Consider the following 15457-nt stretch of genomic DNA (forward strand, 5'->3'; position numbering starts at 1 on the left):
CTGTGAGGGGCCTGAGAGAAACGCGCCCACGGAAAGAGAATCCCCAGCTTCTTGGTTTATAAAAGTGAAGCATCGCGCGAAGAGGAGACCACACAATGGCAGATCGCAGTTTGCGCGGAATGAGGCTCGGCGCCCAGAGCTTACAGAGTGAAGAAGGCGTCGTTTACTCCCCGCGTTCCCGTTATACGTACCTGTGCCCCGAATGCGGCCAGGAGACCGAGATGGTGTTCTCGGCCGAGGCGGAAGCCCCTGACACGTGGGAGTGCAAGCACTGCGGACATGAGGCCACGTTGCTGGTCGGCGACTCCCCCGTGGAAGTCGACCGTTCCGACGTGAAGACCCCGCGCAGCCACTGGGACATGCTCCTGGAGCGCCGGACGCGCGCCGAACTCGAGGAACTCCTCGAGGAGCGGCTCACCTACCTGCGCGCCCGTCGTGGTGGCGAGCACAAGATCGGCGCCTGAGCGCCGGCAGAACGAACCCCCTGGAAGCCGTTCTCACCGTCTGGTGGGAGCGGCTTTCTCCGTTGATGCGTGACTCACGGCGCCTTCGGGACGTTCGGGACGTTCGGGACGTTAGAGAACTCCGAGACGACCGACACGTCCGGGAACGGACGCTTGCGCGAACCGAAGGCGACCACGAGCGCGAAGAGCCCCAGACCGCTGACGAGCAGCTCGACTCCCCGGCTGGCGAGCGATGCGGGTGTCGTCGAGGTGCCGAGCGGCACATCCGCCACCATGTGGCCCGGCTGGAACGGCGGGATGCTCGAGATGGTCCGGCCCGACGGGTCGATGATCTGACTGCTGCCGACCGTCGAGATGTTCACGAGTGACCGCCCCGACTCGATCGAGCGCAGCCGCGCGATGGCCAGCTGCTGCTGGTTCTCATCCGTCTGCCCGAAATCGGCGTTGTTGGTCTGCGCCAGGATGACCTGTGCTCCGCCGTTCATCATGTCGGTGAGCAGCTGATCGTCGACGATGTCGAAGCAGATGGAGATGCCCGCCCGCACCCCGTTGATGTCGAACACGTTGTCACGCGTGCCCGGCGTGTAGTCGCGCCCGATCAGATCGATCAGCGACGGCGCGAACTGCCGCCAGAAGCCCCGGTCGGGCACATACTCTCCGAACGGCACCGGATGCTTCTTGTCGTAGTAGTCGACGGCCCCCTGGCCGTCCTTCCAGAGCAGGGACGTGTTGAAGTACTTGCCGTCCCGCGACGTGATCGTTCCGACGACGAACGGGGCGCCCATCCGGCGGCTCAGCGCGTCCAGGATGGCGGCGGAGTCGGCGTCTCTGGTCGGGTCCGGCTGCGCCGAGCCCTCCGGCCAGACCACCATGTCGACCTTCTCGTCCTCGATCTTCTGCGTCTCGGCGATCTGGCTGTTCAGCACCGCATCGGGCGCGGCGTTGTCGAAGTAGCCGGCGGGCCCGTTGCCCTGGACGGCCGCGACGCGTGTCGTGCCGTGGGTGGTCGCCGGCCAGGCCGGAATCACCAGCACGAGAGCGACGGCGCCGATCGCGAGAGCGCCCCGCCAGACGGTGCGCACATCCACCGCGAAGTACAGCTCGAGGAACAGCGCGACGAGCCAGACCATGACGAAGCCCAGGCCGGAGATGCAGAGCCACGCCACGAGAGGAGCGAACGGACTCTCCGACTGCGACTCGGCGACCCGGCCCCAGGAGAACCCACCGTACGGCCAGTTGCCCGCGACGAATTCGCGGAGCACCCACAGGCCGGCGACGACCACCGGGAGCAGGCCGACGCGGCCGAGACGCGACGGCCACGCGCGGGGCACCCAGCGATAGGCCAACGCGATGAGCAGCCCGCCGAGCCCGAAGAAGAGTGCCTCGAGCGTCGAGAGCGCCACCCACGGCACGGGGCCGAGGTACAGGGAGGTCCACGCGACGTGCACGAGGTAGAAGGACTCCCCCGCCACCGTCGCGACGAGGAACGCGCTCCCCGCACGACGACCGCGCACAGCGAGCAGCACCATGCCGATGCCGACGAAGGTCAGCGGCCACCAGTCCATGTCGGGGAAGCCCGCGTCGAGCACAGGGCCGGCCAGCACGGCCACCACGAGGGCGAGCCAGAGCGGCAGCGGCGCGCGGGGGGAACGGGTCACGGAGTCAGAGCCTAGAGCACGCGCGTGGGTGATCTCCGCACGAACGCTAGGCAACGGATGAGTAGGCGACGATGCCGCGCCGGATCGACTCGAGCGCCTGCCGGGCCGTGCGCCCGACAGGTCCCTGGGCGACGAGGGAGAGCTGGTCGAGCAGGTCGATGGTCTGCTTCGTCCACCGCACGAAGTCGCCGGCGGCCATGTCGGCCTCCGACAGCACCGTGTTCAGGCTCGTCCCCTTCGCCCACGCGTGCATGGCCAGCGCCAGGCTGGTCGACGGCGGCTCGCTGCCCTGAAGACGGTTCTCCCGCTCCAGGTCGTCGAGCCTGCTCCAGATTTCGATGGTCTTCTCGAACGCGGGCCGGAACGCGCCCCGCGGCAGGTAGCGATCATGGGCGAGGCCCTCGTCGCGCCGCGGCTCGAAGACGAGTGCGCAGGCCATCGCCGCGAGGCTCGGCGCGTCGAGCTGGTTCCAGATGTTGCGGCGCAGGCACTCGGCGACCAGGAGGTCGCGCTCACCGTAGATGCGCTTGAGGGTGCGCCCGTGAACCGTCAGCTGCGTGGTGCCATCGGCAGCGGTGAGGTAGCCGAGTTCCAGCAGCACGTCGGAGACGCGGTCGAACACCTTCGCGACGGCACCGGTACGCGACCGGATCTGCGAGCTGAGGGCATCCGTCTCGCGCTTCAGCTTCCACCAGCGCTCCGCCCAGCGGGCGTGCTGCTCGCGGTCGGGGCAGCGGTGACAGGGGTGCTCCTTCATCCGCTTGCGCAACGCGGTCAGCTGCCGCTGGCGCTTGTCGCGGTCGGCTCTCGACGCGTTCTCCATCCGCGCGCCCTTGCGTTCGAGATCGCTGAGCTCACGCCGGATGCCGGAGTACTCGCGGAAGTCGCCGAGGTGACAGGTCATCGCCTTCTCGTACCCGGCGAGCGACTCCTCCTGCTGCCGCACCTTGCGGGCCAGGTCGACGACCGCACGGTCCGCCTGGAACTGGGCGAAGGACGACTCCAGGATCTCGCGGGTGCGCTCGCGCCCGAACTGATCGATCAGGTTGACCGCCATGTTGTAGGTCGGCCGGAAGCTCGAGTTGAGCGGGTAACTGCGCCGCGACGCGAGCGAGGCGACCGACTGCGGGTCGAGGCCGTCCTGCCACTGGATGACCGAGTGTCCCTCGACATCGATGCCGCGTCGCCCGGCGCGCCCAGTGAGCTGGGTGTACTCCCCCGGTGTGATCGGCACGCGGGCCTCGCCGTTGAACTTCTCGAGCTTCTCCAGCACCACGGTGCGCGCCGGCATGTTGATGCCCAGCGCGAGGGTCTCGGTCGCGAAGACGACCTTCACCAGCTTGCGCCGGAAAAGCTCCTCCACGACCTCCTTGAAGGCGGGCAGGAGACCCGCGTGGTGCGCTGCGACGCCCCGCTCCAGCCCTTCCAGCCACTCCCAGTAGCCGAGCACCGCCAGGTCTTCATCGAGCAGGGTGCGGCAGCGGTCCTCGACGATGGCGCGGATCTCGTCGCGCTCGTGCTGCTCGGTCAGTCGCACGCCGGAACGGAGGGTCTGCCGCACGGCCTGATCGCAGCCGTTGCGGCTGAAGATGAAGAAGATGGCCGGAAGCAGGTTGCGCTCGCGCAGCAGATGCACGATCTCGGCGCGATCCATCCGGAACGACTCGACGCGACCGCCGCGCGAATGGTAGCGGCCGACATCCCGCATCTGTCGCGAGTTGAGCGTGCGGCCTCCGTAGCGCGCCATCTGCACGAGTTCCGGATTCACGCGGTTCGTCGCCGCGAGGCCGGACGAGTCGAACAGGTCGATCAGCTTGGAGCGCATCAGGATGTGCTGCTCGAGCGGCACGGGGCGCTCCTCCGACACGATCACATCGGTGTCGCCGCGCACGGCCTGCAGCCAGTCGCCGAACTCCTCCGCGTTGGAGACGGTCGCGCTGAGCGACACCATCCGCACCGACGCGGGCAGGTGGATGATGACCTCCTCCCAGACGGCGCCACGGAAGCGGTCGGCGAGGTAGTGCACCTCATCCATCACGACGTACGCGAGATCCGGCAGCAGGTCGGAGTCGGCGTAGAGCATGTTGCGCAGGACCTCGGTCGTCATGACGACGATGCGAGCGCGCGAGTTGACATTGGTGTCGCCGGTGAGCAGGCCGACCGACTCCGGGCCGTACTGGTCGACCAGCTCCTGGTACTTCTGGTTGCTCAGCGCCTTCATCGGCGCCGTGTAGAAGACCTTCGCATTGGCTTCGCGCATCGCGAGAAAGACGGCGAACTCGGCGACGATCGTCTTGCCGGCTCCAGTCGGAGCAGCGACGAGCACGCTCCTGCCGTTCTCCAGGCTGGCGCAGGCCTCCCGCTGGAACGGGTCCAGTTCGAACCGGAGCCCGGCTCGGAACGCCTCGAGCTGCGGCTGACGGGTGCGGGAACGGGACGCCTCGTAGCGTTCTGCCGGAGACAGCTGATCGGTCACCCGCCCAGCCTATGTCGCCAGCTCGGCCTCGATGCGCAGCGCCGCCTTCGCCGCGCGGCGATCATGCAGCCAGGTGACCCCGTAGGCGGCGAGATAGAGCAGCACCATGGGGATCGCGAGAAGGAACATCGACAGCACATCCGCCGCCGGCGTCGCGATCGCGGTGAACAGCGCGATCAGGATGAACGCCCACCGCCACGACCGGATGATCGACGAGGCGCTCAGCACCCCCACGAAGTTGAGGAGCACCAGGAACACCGGAAGCACGAAGGCCACCCCGACGGCGATCACCAGCTTCAGCACGAAGTCGAAGTAGGTCTTGGCCGAGATGATCGACGAGTCGCCCTCCCCGGCGAAGCTCGTGAGCAGGGTGACGATGTGCGGCACCAGCAGCCACCCGACGTACGCGCCGGCGAGGAAGAGCGGGACGGCCGTGAAGAAGAACCCGAACCCGTATTTGAGCTCCTTGCGGCTGAGCGCAGGGACGAAGAACGCCCAGATCTGGTACAGCCAGATGGGGCTCGAGATCAGCACGCCGATCGTGATCGCGATCTGCATCTTCAGGTCGAAGGCGCCGGTGATGCTGTCGTAGTTGAGCTGCGCCTGCCGTCCCTGCTGCGTCGCGATGTCGGTGATGGGACCACGGAGTGCGTTGAGGAGGTAGTCGGAGAGGAACCAGCCGACTATCGCACCGGCCAGCAGGCCGAGGGCAGAGCGGAAGAGGCGCTTGCGAAGTTCGACGAAATGCTCGCCGAGGGTCATCCGTCCTTCGCGGTTCTTGCCTCGCTTGACGGAGGCCACGGCTTACGGCTTCGTGGGCGATTCAGACGAAGGAGCCTGCGACTCGCCGGCGGGAGCGGACGGCTCGTCCTTCTTGTCGCCGTCTTTCTTCATCTCGTTGACCTCGCCCTTGAAGATGCGCATCGACTGACCGATGCTCTTGGCGAGAGCGGGGAGCTTCGGCGCACCGAAGAGCAGCAGGATCACTGCGAGGATGATGAGCAGGTGCCATCCGGTGAGGCCGCCGAGCATAGGATCAGGTCCTTTTGGTCAAGTAGGTGTACGGGGTTGGGTCCGCGTTGACCAGAAGTTTACCTCTTCTGACCCGGGCATCCCTGCGAGCTTGCCGCGCAACCGAGCGTTCGGCGATCGCCTGCTCGCGCGCCTCGCGGAGTTCCTCCGCGTCCTGGAAGACGGCCGCCCGGAACGGCGCCTCTCGCAGCTCCTCGGCGCGTTGCGACAGGATCTGGGCCTTGTCCGCCAGCGCGCTCACCTCGGCCGCGGCCGCCATGAGCTTGCGGAACAGGCGCACGGCGAAGAACGCGAGCATCCCGAGCAGTGCCAACACGAGCACCACCCAGATCACGATCCACGACCACCAGGGCATATCCGCAGCCTACTGGTAGCGCTCGGCGCCGGCCCGCGCCCACTCGGCGACGACCCGCCGCGCCTCGGGAGGATCGAGCACGGTCAGCACGCCGGAGAGGCCGGCGACCAGGCGCTTGAGCCCGTGGTAGTGGGCGACCCTCACACTGGTGCGCACGCGGCCGTCTCGTTCGTCGCGGGGCGCGCCGTCGGGGATGTAGTCGATGATCAGGGGAATCGCCGAGGCCGAGACCTCGATCTGCACGAGCAGGTCGTCGGGGGTGCCCTCGAAAAGCGTCTCCGGCAGGGTGACGTCGCCCGGTCGGTAGGTGATCGGCTCGTCGGTCGCGCGCAGGTCGTCGATGCGGTCGAGGCGGAAGGTGCGGATGGCCGTGCGGAGGTGGTCCCAGCCGCGCAGGTACCAGTCCTGGTCGATCGACTCGATGCGCAGTGGATCGACCCGGCGTCGCTCGCGCTCGCCGCGCGAGTTGAGGTAGTCGAAGTCGAGCTGGGTGCCGGCGGCCACAGCATCCCGGATGACCGCGAGCGTCTCGTCGGTCTCGGAGCCCGCGACGGCCACCTGGCTGGGCGCCGCCGACGCTCCGCGGGCGAGCTTGGCCATCAGCGAGCCGATCACGTCGCGGTCGGCGTTCTCCGGGAGCGCGGACAGATACTGCAGACCGGCGATCAGCGCGGCGGCCTCCCGTGCGGAGAACCGCGGCGAGTCGTCGATGGCGACCTGATGCGTGAGCACGATCTGGTCGTTCTCTTCGAAGTCGTCCCACGCGATGTCGAAGAGATCGCCCGGCTGATACTGGTTCGTCTCCCCCGGGATGCCGGAGACCGCGATCAGGCGCACGGCGTCGCGCAGCTGCGCCTTCTCGACGCCGAAGTGCTCTGCGGCTTCGGCGACGCTCACCCTGTCGCGATCCATCAGGTACGGCACGAGCGCGAGCAGGAAGGCGAGCTTGTCCTGAGCCTGCATCGGCTTGCGGCGCTCAGCCATCGGTGTCCTCCCCCGTGTCGTCATGCGCGCGGAACGTCGCCTGCAGTCGTTCCCGCACCTTGTCGCGCAGGTGCGCCGGCGAGAGCACGACGACCTCGGGACCGAAGCTGGCGAGCTGGTCGGCGAGGATGTTGGAGTCGGAGTAGTTCACGGTCAGCCGGAACGATTCACCGTCACGCGCCACCGGCACGGCGTCGCCGTAGCGCTTGCCGAGCCGGGCTGCGGCGTCGGTGCCGGCCGTCACCTCGATCTCGGCCACGCTGCGCGCCCAGATGCGCTCGAGTTCGTCCAGCGCCTTGGCCGCGAAGTCGCTGCCCTCCGGCTCGAAGGTGCGATTGGTCACCTTCACCGGCCCGACCATGCGCGAGAGCAGGAACGTGCGCGAGCCCTGCGCGTCCTGGTCGATGCCCTGCAGATGCCAGCGACCCTGGTGCTGCACGAGGGCGAGCGGGGCGACGGTGCGGATGCGCGAGGCGCTCTCACCCGGCTTGAGGTACGGGAACTGCACGATCGTGTGGCGCTCGAGCGCCAGGTTGAGCGGGTCGAACGCGCTCTCCCTCGCGCGCAGACGCGGCGCGTAGCCGACGATCGGATCGTTCGCCTCGACGCCGAGCGAGCGCAGCTTCATCAGGGCTCGACGCGACTCCGACGACAGGCTCCCCTCGCGCCACACCGTAGCGGCCAGGCCGAGCAGGGTGATCTCCTCCGGGGAGAAGACGACGTCGGCCGGAAGATCGTATGCCCCTTTGGGAATGCGATACCGCAGGAGCTGATTGTTGCCGGAGTCCCCCGGTGCCTCGACGGTCTCCAGCGGAACGCCGAGTTCGCGGATGTCGTCTTTATCGCGCTCGAACTGCCGCTCGAGACTGCTGTTGTCGCCGCGCGACGCGTACCGCTGACGGTAGCCCTGCACCGTCGAGAGGATCTCGTTCTTGGTCAGCCCGGTCTCCGTCGCGAGCAGCGCGAGCACCAGACTGAAGAGTCGCTCCTCGACGGGCACGCGAGTAGGCGAAGACGAGGACGGAGGCACCCGTCCATCCTAATCGGCTAGCGCACTCCGAGGATGTCGACGACCCAGACGAGAGCGGGCGTGCTGCCGTCGGCCGGCGTCACGACACCGATCTGCGAACCGACCTTCTTGCCCACCAGCTGCTTGAGCATCGCCTGCGGCAGCGCGGAGCCTTGCTGCACGACCGAGGCGCCCGTGTTCACCGGGACGACGTCGGGCGTTCCGCTGGTCCAGGTGCTCAGTGCGACGTTCTTGTTCTCCCAGCCGACGGCGGTGTAGTGGAGCACGGCGGTGCTGTCTTTCTTGACCGTCTCACCCGAGCCGGCCTTCAGCGTCTCGGCCTGCACCTTCTTCGGTGCCGAGCTCCCGGGCACCGTGATGCCCGGCTGCCCGGTCGGGGCGAGGACCACCGTGGGGAAGCCGGAGACCGACGGCTGCGGAGCGCCGTTCGCCTTCGGCAGGAACGCCTTGACGACGTCGACGACGGCGACCACCGAGTTCGGCAGCTGCGAGGCGGACTCGGTAGCTGTGTCCTTCGGCGCCATGGCGATGGCGAGGCGCGAGCCGACCGTCGAGCAGAGGAGCCCGTCGTTGAGCGCGGGGATCGGCACCTGTCCGATCGCGACGAGCTGCGGCGAGTTCGCCTCGTATGTGCTCGCGCCGAGGCTCTGCTTCGTCGTCCCGTCGAAGAAGGAGTACTGGAGCTCCACCATCTGGCCCTTGATGACCTGCTCGCCCGAGCCCTCCACCAGCGTCGAACGCTGCGAGGTGGTGGTGTCGATCGGCGTGGGGAACGTGACCGTCGGCTTGGATCCGACCTTGCCCGTCGCGCTGATCAGAGCGGACGCCGCGCCCGGCTTGAGTGCGGCGTCGCAGTTCGCGTTCGGGTCTGACGAGCATCCCGTGAGTGTGATGGCCAGCAGCCCAGCGGCTACGACGAGTGCGGTTGCTCTGCGCACGAGTCCTCTTTCAGTGCTATCGACGGGAACCGGAAGGACGCGCCCTCCGGCCTCCCATGCTAGTTGATGGCGGAGTCGTCCTCCGACGACGCGTCGAGCCCGCGCGCCTTGGACAGCTCGGCGCTCGACGCGGCCGCGCGGACCCGCTTGCGCAGGCTCTTGGGGCTCGACTGGCGCTCGCCGAGCGCTCCAGGGGTCCAGGCCTCGACGTCGTCGTCGCTGTAGTCGCTCTTCGACGGACGGCGCTTGAGCTCGGGCAGCACCGTGCCGGGGGCGAGGCGTCGTGCCGTGATGAGGAAGCCCGTGTGGCCGATCATCCGGTGGTCGGGGCGGACGGCGAGACCCTCGACATGCCAGCCGCGCACCATCGTCTCGCTCGACTGCGGATGCGTGTAGTCACCGGATGCGCGGATCGCCTCGGCGACGCGGGAGAGCTGGGTGACGGTGGCGATGTAGCAGAGCAGCACTCCGCCGGGCTTGAGCGCCGCGGTGACGACATCCAGGCATTCCCAGGGCGCGAGCATGTCGAGCACGACGCGGTCGACGCTCTGCTCCTCGACGGCCGTCGGCAGCGCCTCCTGCAGATCGCCGACCGTCACCGACCAGTTCTCGGGGTCGCGTCCGAGGAACGTCGCCGCGTTCGCCCGTGCCACCTCGGCGAACTCGTCGCGGCGCTCGAACGACCGGAGCGTGCCGGCGGGTCCGATCGCGCGCAGCAGCCAGAGGGAGAGGGCACCGGAACCGACGCCGGCCTCGACGACCGACGCACCCGGGAAGATGTCGGCCAGCGCCAGGATCTGCGCGGCGTCCTTCGGGTAGATGATCGCGGCGCCGCGCGGCATCGACATGACGAAGTCGTTGAGCAGCGGGCGCAGCGCGAGGTGCTCGACGCCGACGTTGTTGGTGACGACCGAGCCGTCGGGGATCCCGATGATCGCGTCGTGCTCCAGGATCCCCCGGTGCGTGTGGAAGACCTTGCCCGGTTCGAGCGTGATCGTGTTCAGCTTGCCCTTCGGACCGGTGAGCTGCACCCGGTCGCCTGCACGAAACGGTCCGCTGCTCTGCGGCAGCTCCGAGGCGCTCATCGAACGACCGCCCTGGCGCCGGCCAGCGCGATGACGTCGTCGGCGCTCTTGCCCTCCAGCGAGGTCCACAGCGTGTGCTCGTCGCTCTCCGGGAGCGGCACGATGTGCGGGACACCGATGGTGACCGCTCCCGACGCGACGGCGGAGGCCAGCCCGACGAGCGAGTCCTCGATGGCGACGGATGCGGCAGGGTCGACGTTCAGGAGCTCGGCGGCCCGGAGGTACGGCTGCGGGTGGGGCTTCGGGTGACTGACCTCGTCGCCGCTGACGATCACGTCGAAGGCGTCGAACGGGATGTGCGCGACGATCTGCTCGGCCATCCGGCGCACCGACATCGTGACCAGCGCGGTCGGGATGCCCCGCTCGCGCAGTTCGGCCAGCAGTTCCCTGGCGCCGGGACGCCACGGGACGCCATCCGTGTCGAGCTTCTCCTGCACCCGCGTGGTCAGCCATTGCACGATCTCGTCGGGCGTGAGGTCGACGCCGCGCGACTGCAGGATCTCCGCCGAGTTCCAGAGACCCAGGCCGACCAGGGTGAGCCCGTCGTCGTGGGTCCAGGTGCCGCCGAAGGAGCCGACCAGCTCGACCTCGGAGGCCATCCAGTACGGTTCGGTGTCGACGAGGGTGCCGTCCATGTCCCAGAAAACGGCGGCGGGCAGCGACGGAGGTGTCAGAGAGGTCACGGGCCACAAGTCTAACGGTGAGCCACGGGCCTATCCTGGATGGATGGCGTCCGTCCGGGCGCACGACGAGAGGACGAGGTACACCCACTGTGACGCAGGGCACGAACTTCCTCGGCGGCCGCATCCTGGTCGTGGCGTTCGAAGGCTGGAACGACGCGGGTGAGGCGGCGAGCGGCGCCGTCAAGACGTTGCAGGACGTCCTCGACGTTGTGCCCATCGCCGAGGTCGACCCCGAACTCTATTTCGACTTCCAGTTCAATCGCCCGACGGTGACGGACGACGACGGCCAGCGCCGCCTCGTCTGGCCGTCGGCGATCACCTACGGACCGGTGCATCCCGGCGATCCGTCGCACGCCCTCGCCGACGACGCGAACCTCCGGGTGAGCGGCGACAACGTCGGCAACATCTACCTTCTGCTCGGCACCGAGCCGTCGCGCAGCTGGAAGAGCTTCACGGCGGAGATCCTCGACGCGGCCCTCGCCTCCGACATCGGCGGCATCGTCTTCCTCGGCGCCATGCTCGCCGATGTGCCGCACACCCGTCCCATCTCCATCTTCGCGTCCAGCGAGAACTCGGCGGTCCGCACCGAGCTGGGCATCGAGCGCTCCACGTACGAAGGGCCCGTCGGCATCCTGAGCGCGATCGCGGAGGGCGCAGAGGCCGTCGGGATCCCTACGGTGACCATCTGGGCGTCGGTGCCGCACTACGTGCACAATGCGCCGAGCCCGAAGGCGATGCTCGCCCTCATCGACAAGCTCGAGGAGCTGGTCGACGTCACGATCCCGCGCGGCGGGCTGGTCGACGAGGCCGCAGCGTGGGAGGCGGGGATCGACGCGCTGGCGGCGGACGACGAAGAGATGGCCGCATACATCCAGCAGCTGGAGCAGGCGCGCGACACGGTCGACTCCCCCGAGGCCAGCGGCGAGGCGATCGCGCAGGAGTTCGAGCGTTACCTGCGCCGCCGCGGCGACGGACGAGACGGCCGCGACGGCCAGGCCGGCGGGCGGCCCGACGAACCCTGGCGCTCCTAGCGCGCTAGCGATCCAGCGGTCTCATCGCCGTCAGGCGCGCAGGCGGATCCCGAGCAGGGCGTCGATCGCGTCGAGCATCAGTGGTGAGACGGCGGCCGGGGCGGTCGCGACCCAGAGGTCGATCGCGATCAGCGCCGTGGGAGTGTCGAGGTCGGCGCGCACGGCGGAGCGGACCTCTTCGAGCAGCTCGCCTTCCACGCGCGCAATGTCGGCGGTGATATCCACGGATTCACGGCGAGCGAGCTCGCTCCAGCGCTCCAGACGCTGCGTCGCCTCGTCGATGTCGCCGTCGAACCACTCCCAGTCCGACCGGTAGTGGTGGGCGAGCAGCGCCAGCCGGATCGCTCGCGGGTCGACGCCGCCCTCACGGAGCCGCGAGACCATCACCAGGTTGCCCAGAGACTTGCTCATCTTCTCGCCCTGGTAGGCGACCATGCCCGCGTGGCTGTACACCCTGGCCAGCGGATGGCCGCTGAGCGCGGCAGCGTGGCCGGCGCTCAGCTCGTGATGCGGGAAGATCAGATCGGACCCGCCGCCCTGCACCGTGAAGTCGCGCCCGAGGTGCATCAGGGCGATCACCGAGCACTCGATGTGCCAGCCGGGCCTGCCGTCTCCGACCTCCGACGGCCACGAGGGCTCGCCGTCGCGCGACGCGCGCCAGAGCAACGGATCGAGGGGGTCCCGTTTGCCCGGGCGGTCGGGGTCTCCCCCGCGCTCGGCCGACAGCGCCAGCATCGTCGCGCGGTCGAGGTTGCTCTCCTCGCCGAGCTCCCACGGCGCGGCGTCCTGAGCCGCCTGGACGTCGAAGTAGACGTCGTCGTCGACGCGGTAGCCCATCCCCCGGTCGAGCAGGATGCGCGTGGCACGCCCGATCTGCTCGATCACTTCGGTCACGGCCACGTAGTCGTCGGGCGGGATGATCGCCAGGCTCTCCATGTCGCCGCGGAACAGCTCGATCTGCTCGGCGGCGAGCTCCCGCCAGTCCACACCCGTCTCCGCGGCGCGCTCGAGGAGCGGGTCGTCGACGTCGGTGATGTTCTGGGCGTAGTGCACGCGGTAGCCGGCATCCAGCCACACGCGCTGCAGTGTGTCGAACGCCAGGTAGGTGGCGGCGTGACCGAGATGGGTAGCGTCATACGGCGTGACACCGCAGACGTAGAGCCGAGCGACGTCGTCGGGGCGGGCCTCGACCAGTTGCCGGGTCGCGGTGTCGAATAGGAACGGCGGTCGTGATTCGCCGTCGACGTGCGGCACGACGGGCCGCGACCAGGTGCGCATCCGGTGCTAGGCGGCGAGGACGCCGGTGAGCAGCAGGATGATCAGCAGAACGCCGAGCGCAAGCCGGTAGATGACGAACGGGAGGAAGCTCCGGCGCGAGATGTAGCTCATGAAGAAGACGATCACGAGCAGGCCCACGATGAACGCGACGATGGTGGCCACGATGGTCGGGCCGGTGCCGAACACCTCGACGGTGCAGGTGTTCGCCGCCGCCAAAGCCTGCGTGCACGGCTCCTTGATCGACTTGTAGAGCTGGTAGAAGCCGCTTCCGAAGACGGCGGGGAGCGCCAGCAGGAACGAGTAGCGCGCCGCGGCCTTGCGCTGGTACCCCATGAACAGCCCGGCGGTGATCGTGCCACCCGAACGCGAGACGCCGGGGATCAGCGCGAGCGCCTGGGCGAAACCGAAGATGATGCCGTGGCCCCAGGTGAGGTCTTTCAGCCGCCGGGTCTTGGCTCCGACGGCGTCGGCGACGCCGAGCAGGATGCCGAAGATGATCATGGTCGCCGCGACGATCCAGAGCGACCGCAAGGTGGTCTCGATGGCGTTCTGGAACAGCAGCCCCAGCACCACGATCGGGATGCTGCCGATGATGACGAGCCAGCCCATGCGGGCATCCGGGTCGTTACGCGGGATGCGGCCGAAGAGCGCCAGGAACCAGGCCTTGACGATGCGGACGATGTCGCGCCAGAAGTACAGCAGGACGGCTGCCTCGGTACCGAGCTGGATGATCGCCGTGAAGCGCGCGCCGGGGTCGGCCCCGGTGCCGAGGAGTTCCCCGACGATCCGGATGTGCGCGCTCGACGAGATCGGGAGGAACTCGGTGAGGCCCTGCACGAGCCCGAGGATGATGGCGTTGATGTAGTCCATGCGTCGCTTTCGCTGCCGTGGGGAGGTCGGGTCGTGTCGTCAGTAGCTGAGCAGCAGGTCGCGCAGCACAGTCCTACCGAAGATTAGCGCGTCGAGTGGCACGCGCTCGTCGACGCCGTGGAACATCCCGGGGAAGTCGAGCTCGGCCGGCAGACGCAGCGGCGCGAACCCGTAGCCGGTGATGCCGAGCTTGCTGAGCGCCTTGTTGTCGGTGCCGCCCGAGAGCAGATACGGCAGCACCGGAGCGCCGGGATCGTGGGCTCCGAGGGTCTCCACGATCGCGTCGATGAGGGGGCCGTCGAACGCCGCCTCGAGTCCGACGTCGCGGTGCATGATCTCGATCTCGATGTCGTCGCCTACGAGCTCCCGCACCCGCGCGAGCACGTCGTCCTCCTCGCCGGGCAGGGTGCGGATGTCGATCAGCGCCTCTGCCGTGTCCGGGATCACATTGTGCTTGTAGCCGGCGGTGAGCATCGTGGGATTGGTGGTGGTGCGCAGCGTGGCCAGGATGAACCCCGCGGCGGTCCCGGTGCGGAGCACGAGTTCGTCGGGCCCGACCTGCTGCGGGTCGACGTCGAGGATGCGCGACAGCTCGGCGAGCAGCTGGGTCGTCGTGTCGCTGAGCTGGATGGGCCAGTCCTGACGCCCGATCGCGACGACGGCCTCCGCCAGGCGGGTGATCGCGTTGTCCCGGATGAGCCGCGAGCCGTGCGCAGCGCGGCCCCTGGCGATGAGCTTGATCCAGACGAGCGACTTCTCCCCCGTCTGCATCAGGTAGGCACGCCGGCCGTCGAGGTCGATCGAATAGCCGCCGACCTCGCTGATCGCCTCGGTCGCGCCGGCGAAGAGCTCCGGGTGGTTGTCGACGAGGTAGTGTGAGCCGCGCCGGCCGCCGTCCTCCTCGTCGGCGAAGAACGCCACGACGAGGTCGCGCTCCGGCTGCTTCCCCGCGCTCAGGATGTCGCCGACCGCGGTCAGGATCATCGCATCCATGTTCTTCATGTCGACGGCGCCGCGGCCCCAGAGCAGGCCGTCCTTGATGTCGCCGCCGAACGGGTCGACGCTCCAGTTGCGAGGGTCGGCGGGCACGACATCCAGGTGTCCGTGCACGACGAGTCCCGGCTTGGACGAGTCCCGTCCGGCGACCCGCGCGACGACGCTCGTGCGCCCAGGATCCGAGTCGAACAGCTGCGGTTCGAGGCCGATCGCACGCAGCTTCGCCTCCACGTACTCGGCGGCGTCCGTCTCGCCGTTCGACTTCCCCTCGCCGTAGTTCGTGGTGTCGAACCGGATGAGATCGCGAGCGATCTCCGCGGTCTCGTCGAGCTGAGTCTCGTTTCGGGCATCCGTCATGGTGTCAACGCTATCAACGCGACCGCGGTGTGAAATCGGGACCGGTTTTCATGCTAATGTCTTTCTTCGGCGGCCGGTTCGAACGGCTTCCGGAAACACCCGTCCGGGTGGCGGAAATGGCAGACGCGCTAGCTTGAGGTGCTAGTGCCCGTATAGGGCGTGGGGGTTCAAGTCCCCCCTCGGACACAGACAGAACCCCGGTCTCACGACCGGGGTTCTT

Annotated in this window: 15 protein-coding genes and 1 tRNA gene; 3 read left to right on the forward strand and 13 right to left on the reverse strand. The window is 68.4% G+C overall.

Annotation, left to right across the window (positions count from 1 at the left end; all coding sequences use genetic code 11):
• Positions 1-95 precede the first annotated feature (95 nt).
• On the forward strand, positions 96-464 hold the full coding sequence (locus PKE84_RS18285) for an RNA polymerase-binding protein RbpA (protein WP_271178673.1): 369 nt from the start codon (positions 96-98) through the stop codon (positions 462-464).
• A gap of 74 nt (positions 465-538) precedes the next feature.
• On the opposite strand, the gene lnt is transcribed toward PKE84_RS18285, so the two are convergent.
• From lnt to PKE84_RS18335, 10 genes are read right to left on the reverse strand one after another with little or no spacing between them, the layout of a single operon-like run.
• Positions 539-2122 (reverse strand): apolipoprotein N-acyltransferase, encoded by a 1584-nt coding sequence (gene lnt, locus PKE84_RS18290; protein WP_271178674.1) that lies wholly within the window; start codon positions 2120-2122, stop codon positions 539-541.
• A 46-nt stretch (positions 2123-2168) separates the two neighbouring features.
• Complete coding sequence (locus PKE84_RS18295; protein WP_271178675.1) at positions 2169-4598, reverse strand: DEAD/DEAH box helicase; 2430 nt, start codon at positions 4596-4598, stop codon at positions 2169-2171.
• 9 nt (positions 4599-4607) lie between these two features.
• Entirely contained in the window at positions 4608-5360 is a 753-nt protein-coding gene (tatC, locus tag PKE84_RS18300) for a twin-arginine translocase subunit TatC (RefSeq protein ID WP_271178944.1), read from the reverse strand.
• A gap of 42 nt (positions 5361-5402) precedes the next feature.
• Entirely contained in the window at positions 5403-5630 is a 228-nt protein-coding gene (gene tatA / locus PKE84_RS18305) for a Sec-independent protein translocase subunit TatA (protein ID WP_271178676.1), read from the reverse strand.
• Between the two features lie 4 nt (positions 5631-5634).
• Positions 5635-5985 carry a hypothetical protein gene (locus PKE84_RS18310; RefSeq protein ID WP_271178677.1) on the reverse strand — a complete coding sequence of 117 codons (351 nt, stop codon included), beginning with the start codon at positions 5983-5985 and terminating at the stop codon, positions 5635-5637.
• A 9-nt stretch (positions 5986-5994) separates the two neighbouring features.
• Complete coding sequence (locus PKE84_RS18315) at positions 5995-6969, reverse strand: helix-turn-helix transcriptional regulator (protein ID WP_271178678.1); 975 nt, start codon at positions 6967-6969, stop codon at positions 5995-5997.
• The gene (locus PKE84_RS18320) at positions 6962-7999 is read right to left on the reverse strand and encodes a helix-turn-helix transcriptional regulator (protein ID WP_271178679.1); all 1038 of its coding nucleotides are present in this window, start codon (positions 7997-7999) and stop codon (positions 6962-6964) included. Before PKE84_RS18320 ends, PKE84_RS18315 begins: the two co-directional genes overlap by 8 nt.
• A gap of 17 nt (positions 8000-8016) precedes the next feature.
• Positions 8017-8937, reverse strand: coding sequence for an FKBP-type peptidyl-prolyl cis-trans isomerase (locus PKE84_RS18325; RefSeq protein WP_271178680.1), 921 nt, complete (start codon positions 8935-8937; stop codon positions 8017-8019).
• 59 nt (positions 8938-8996) lie between these two features.
• Positions 8997-10022, reverse strand: a complete 1026-nt coding sequence (locus PKE84_RS18330; protein ID WP_271178681.1) for a tRNA (adenine-N1)-methyltransferase — start codon at positions 10020-10022, stop codon at positions 8997-8999.
• On the reverse strand, positions 10019-10705 hold the full coding sequence (locus PKE84_RS18335; protein WP_271178682.1) for an HAD family hydrolase: 687 nt from the start codon (positions 10703-10705) through the stop codon (positions 10019-10021). Before PKE84_RS18335 ends, PKE84_RS18330 begins: the two co-directional genes overlap by 4 nt.
• Before the next feature lie 89 nt (positions 10706-10794).
• Between PKE84_RS18335 and PKE84_RS18340 the strand changes: the two genes are divergently transcribed.
• Complete coding sequence (locus tag PKE84_RS18340) at positions 10795-11736, forward strand: proteasome assembly chaperone family protein (RefSeq protein ID WP_271178683.1); 942 nt, start codon at positions 10795-10797, stop codon at positions 11734-11736.
• Positions 11737-11766: 30 nt separating this feature from the next.
• Here the strand turns inward: PKE84_RS18340 and mshC are convergent, their stop codons facing one another.
• Genes mshC through PKE84_RS18355 form a run of 3 tightly spaced genes read right to left on the reverse strand, consistent with a single transcriptional unit; the run spans position 11767 to position 15237 of the window.
• Positions 11767-13014 (reverse strand): cysteine--1-D-myo-inosityl 2-amino-2-deoxy-alpha-D-glucopyranoside ligase, encoded by a 1248-nt coding sequence (mshC, locus tag PKE84_RS18345; protein ID WP_271178684.1) that lies wholly within the window; start codon positions 13012-13014, stop codon positions 11767-11769.
• Between the two features lie 6 nt (positions 13015-13020).
• Positions 13021-13884: an undecaprenyl-diphosphate phosphatase gene (locus PKE84_RS18350; protein ID WP_271178685.1), complete on the reverse strand. Its 864-nt coding sequence runs from the start codon at positions 13882-13884 to the stop codon at positions 13021-13023.
• Between the two features lie 39 nt (positions 13885-13923).
• Entirely contained in the window at positions 13924-15237 is a 1314-nt protein-coding gene (locus PKE84_RS18355; RefSeq protein ID WP_271178686.1) for a M20/M25/M40 family metallo-hydrolase, read from the reverse strand.
• Between the two features lie 101 nt (positions 15238-15338).
• Between PKE84_RS18355 and PKE84_RS18360 the strand changes: the two genes are divergently transcribed.
• Positions 15339-15423, forward strand: a tRNA-Leu gene (locus PKE84_RS18360).
• Positions 15424-15457 lie beyond the last annotated feature (34 nt).

Source organism: Leifsonia poae (assembly GCF_027921845.1).
GTDB classification, from domain to species: Bacteria; Actinomycetota; Actinomycetes; order Actinomycetales; family Microbacteriaceae; genus Leifsonia; species Leifsonia poae.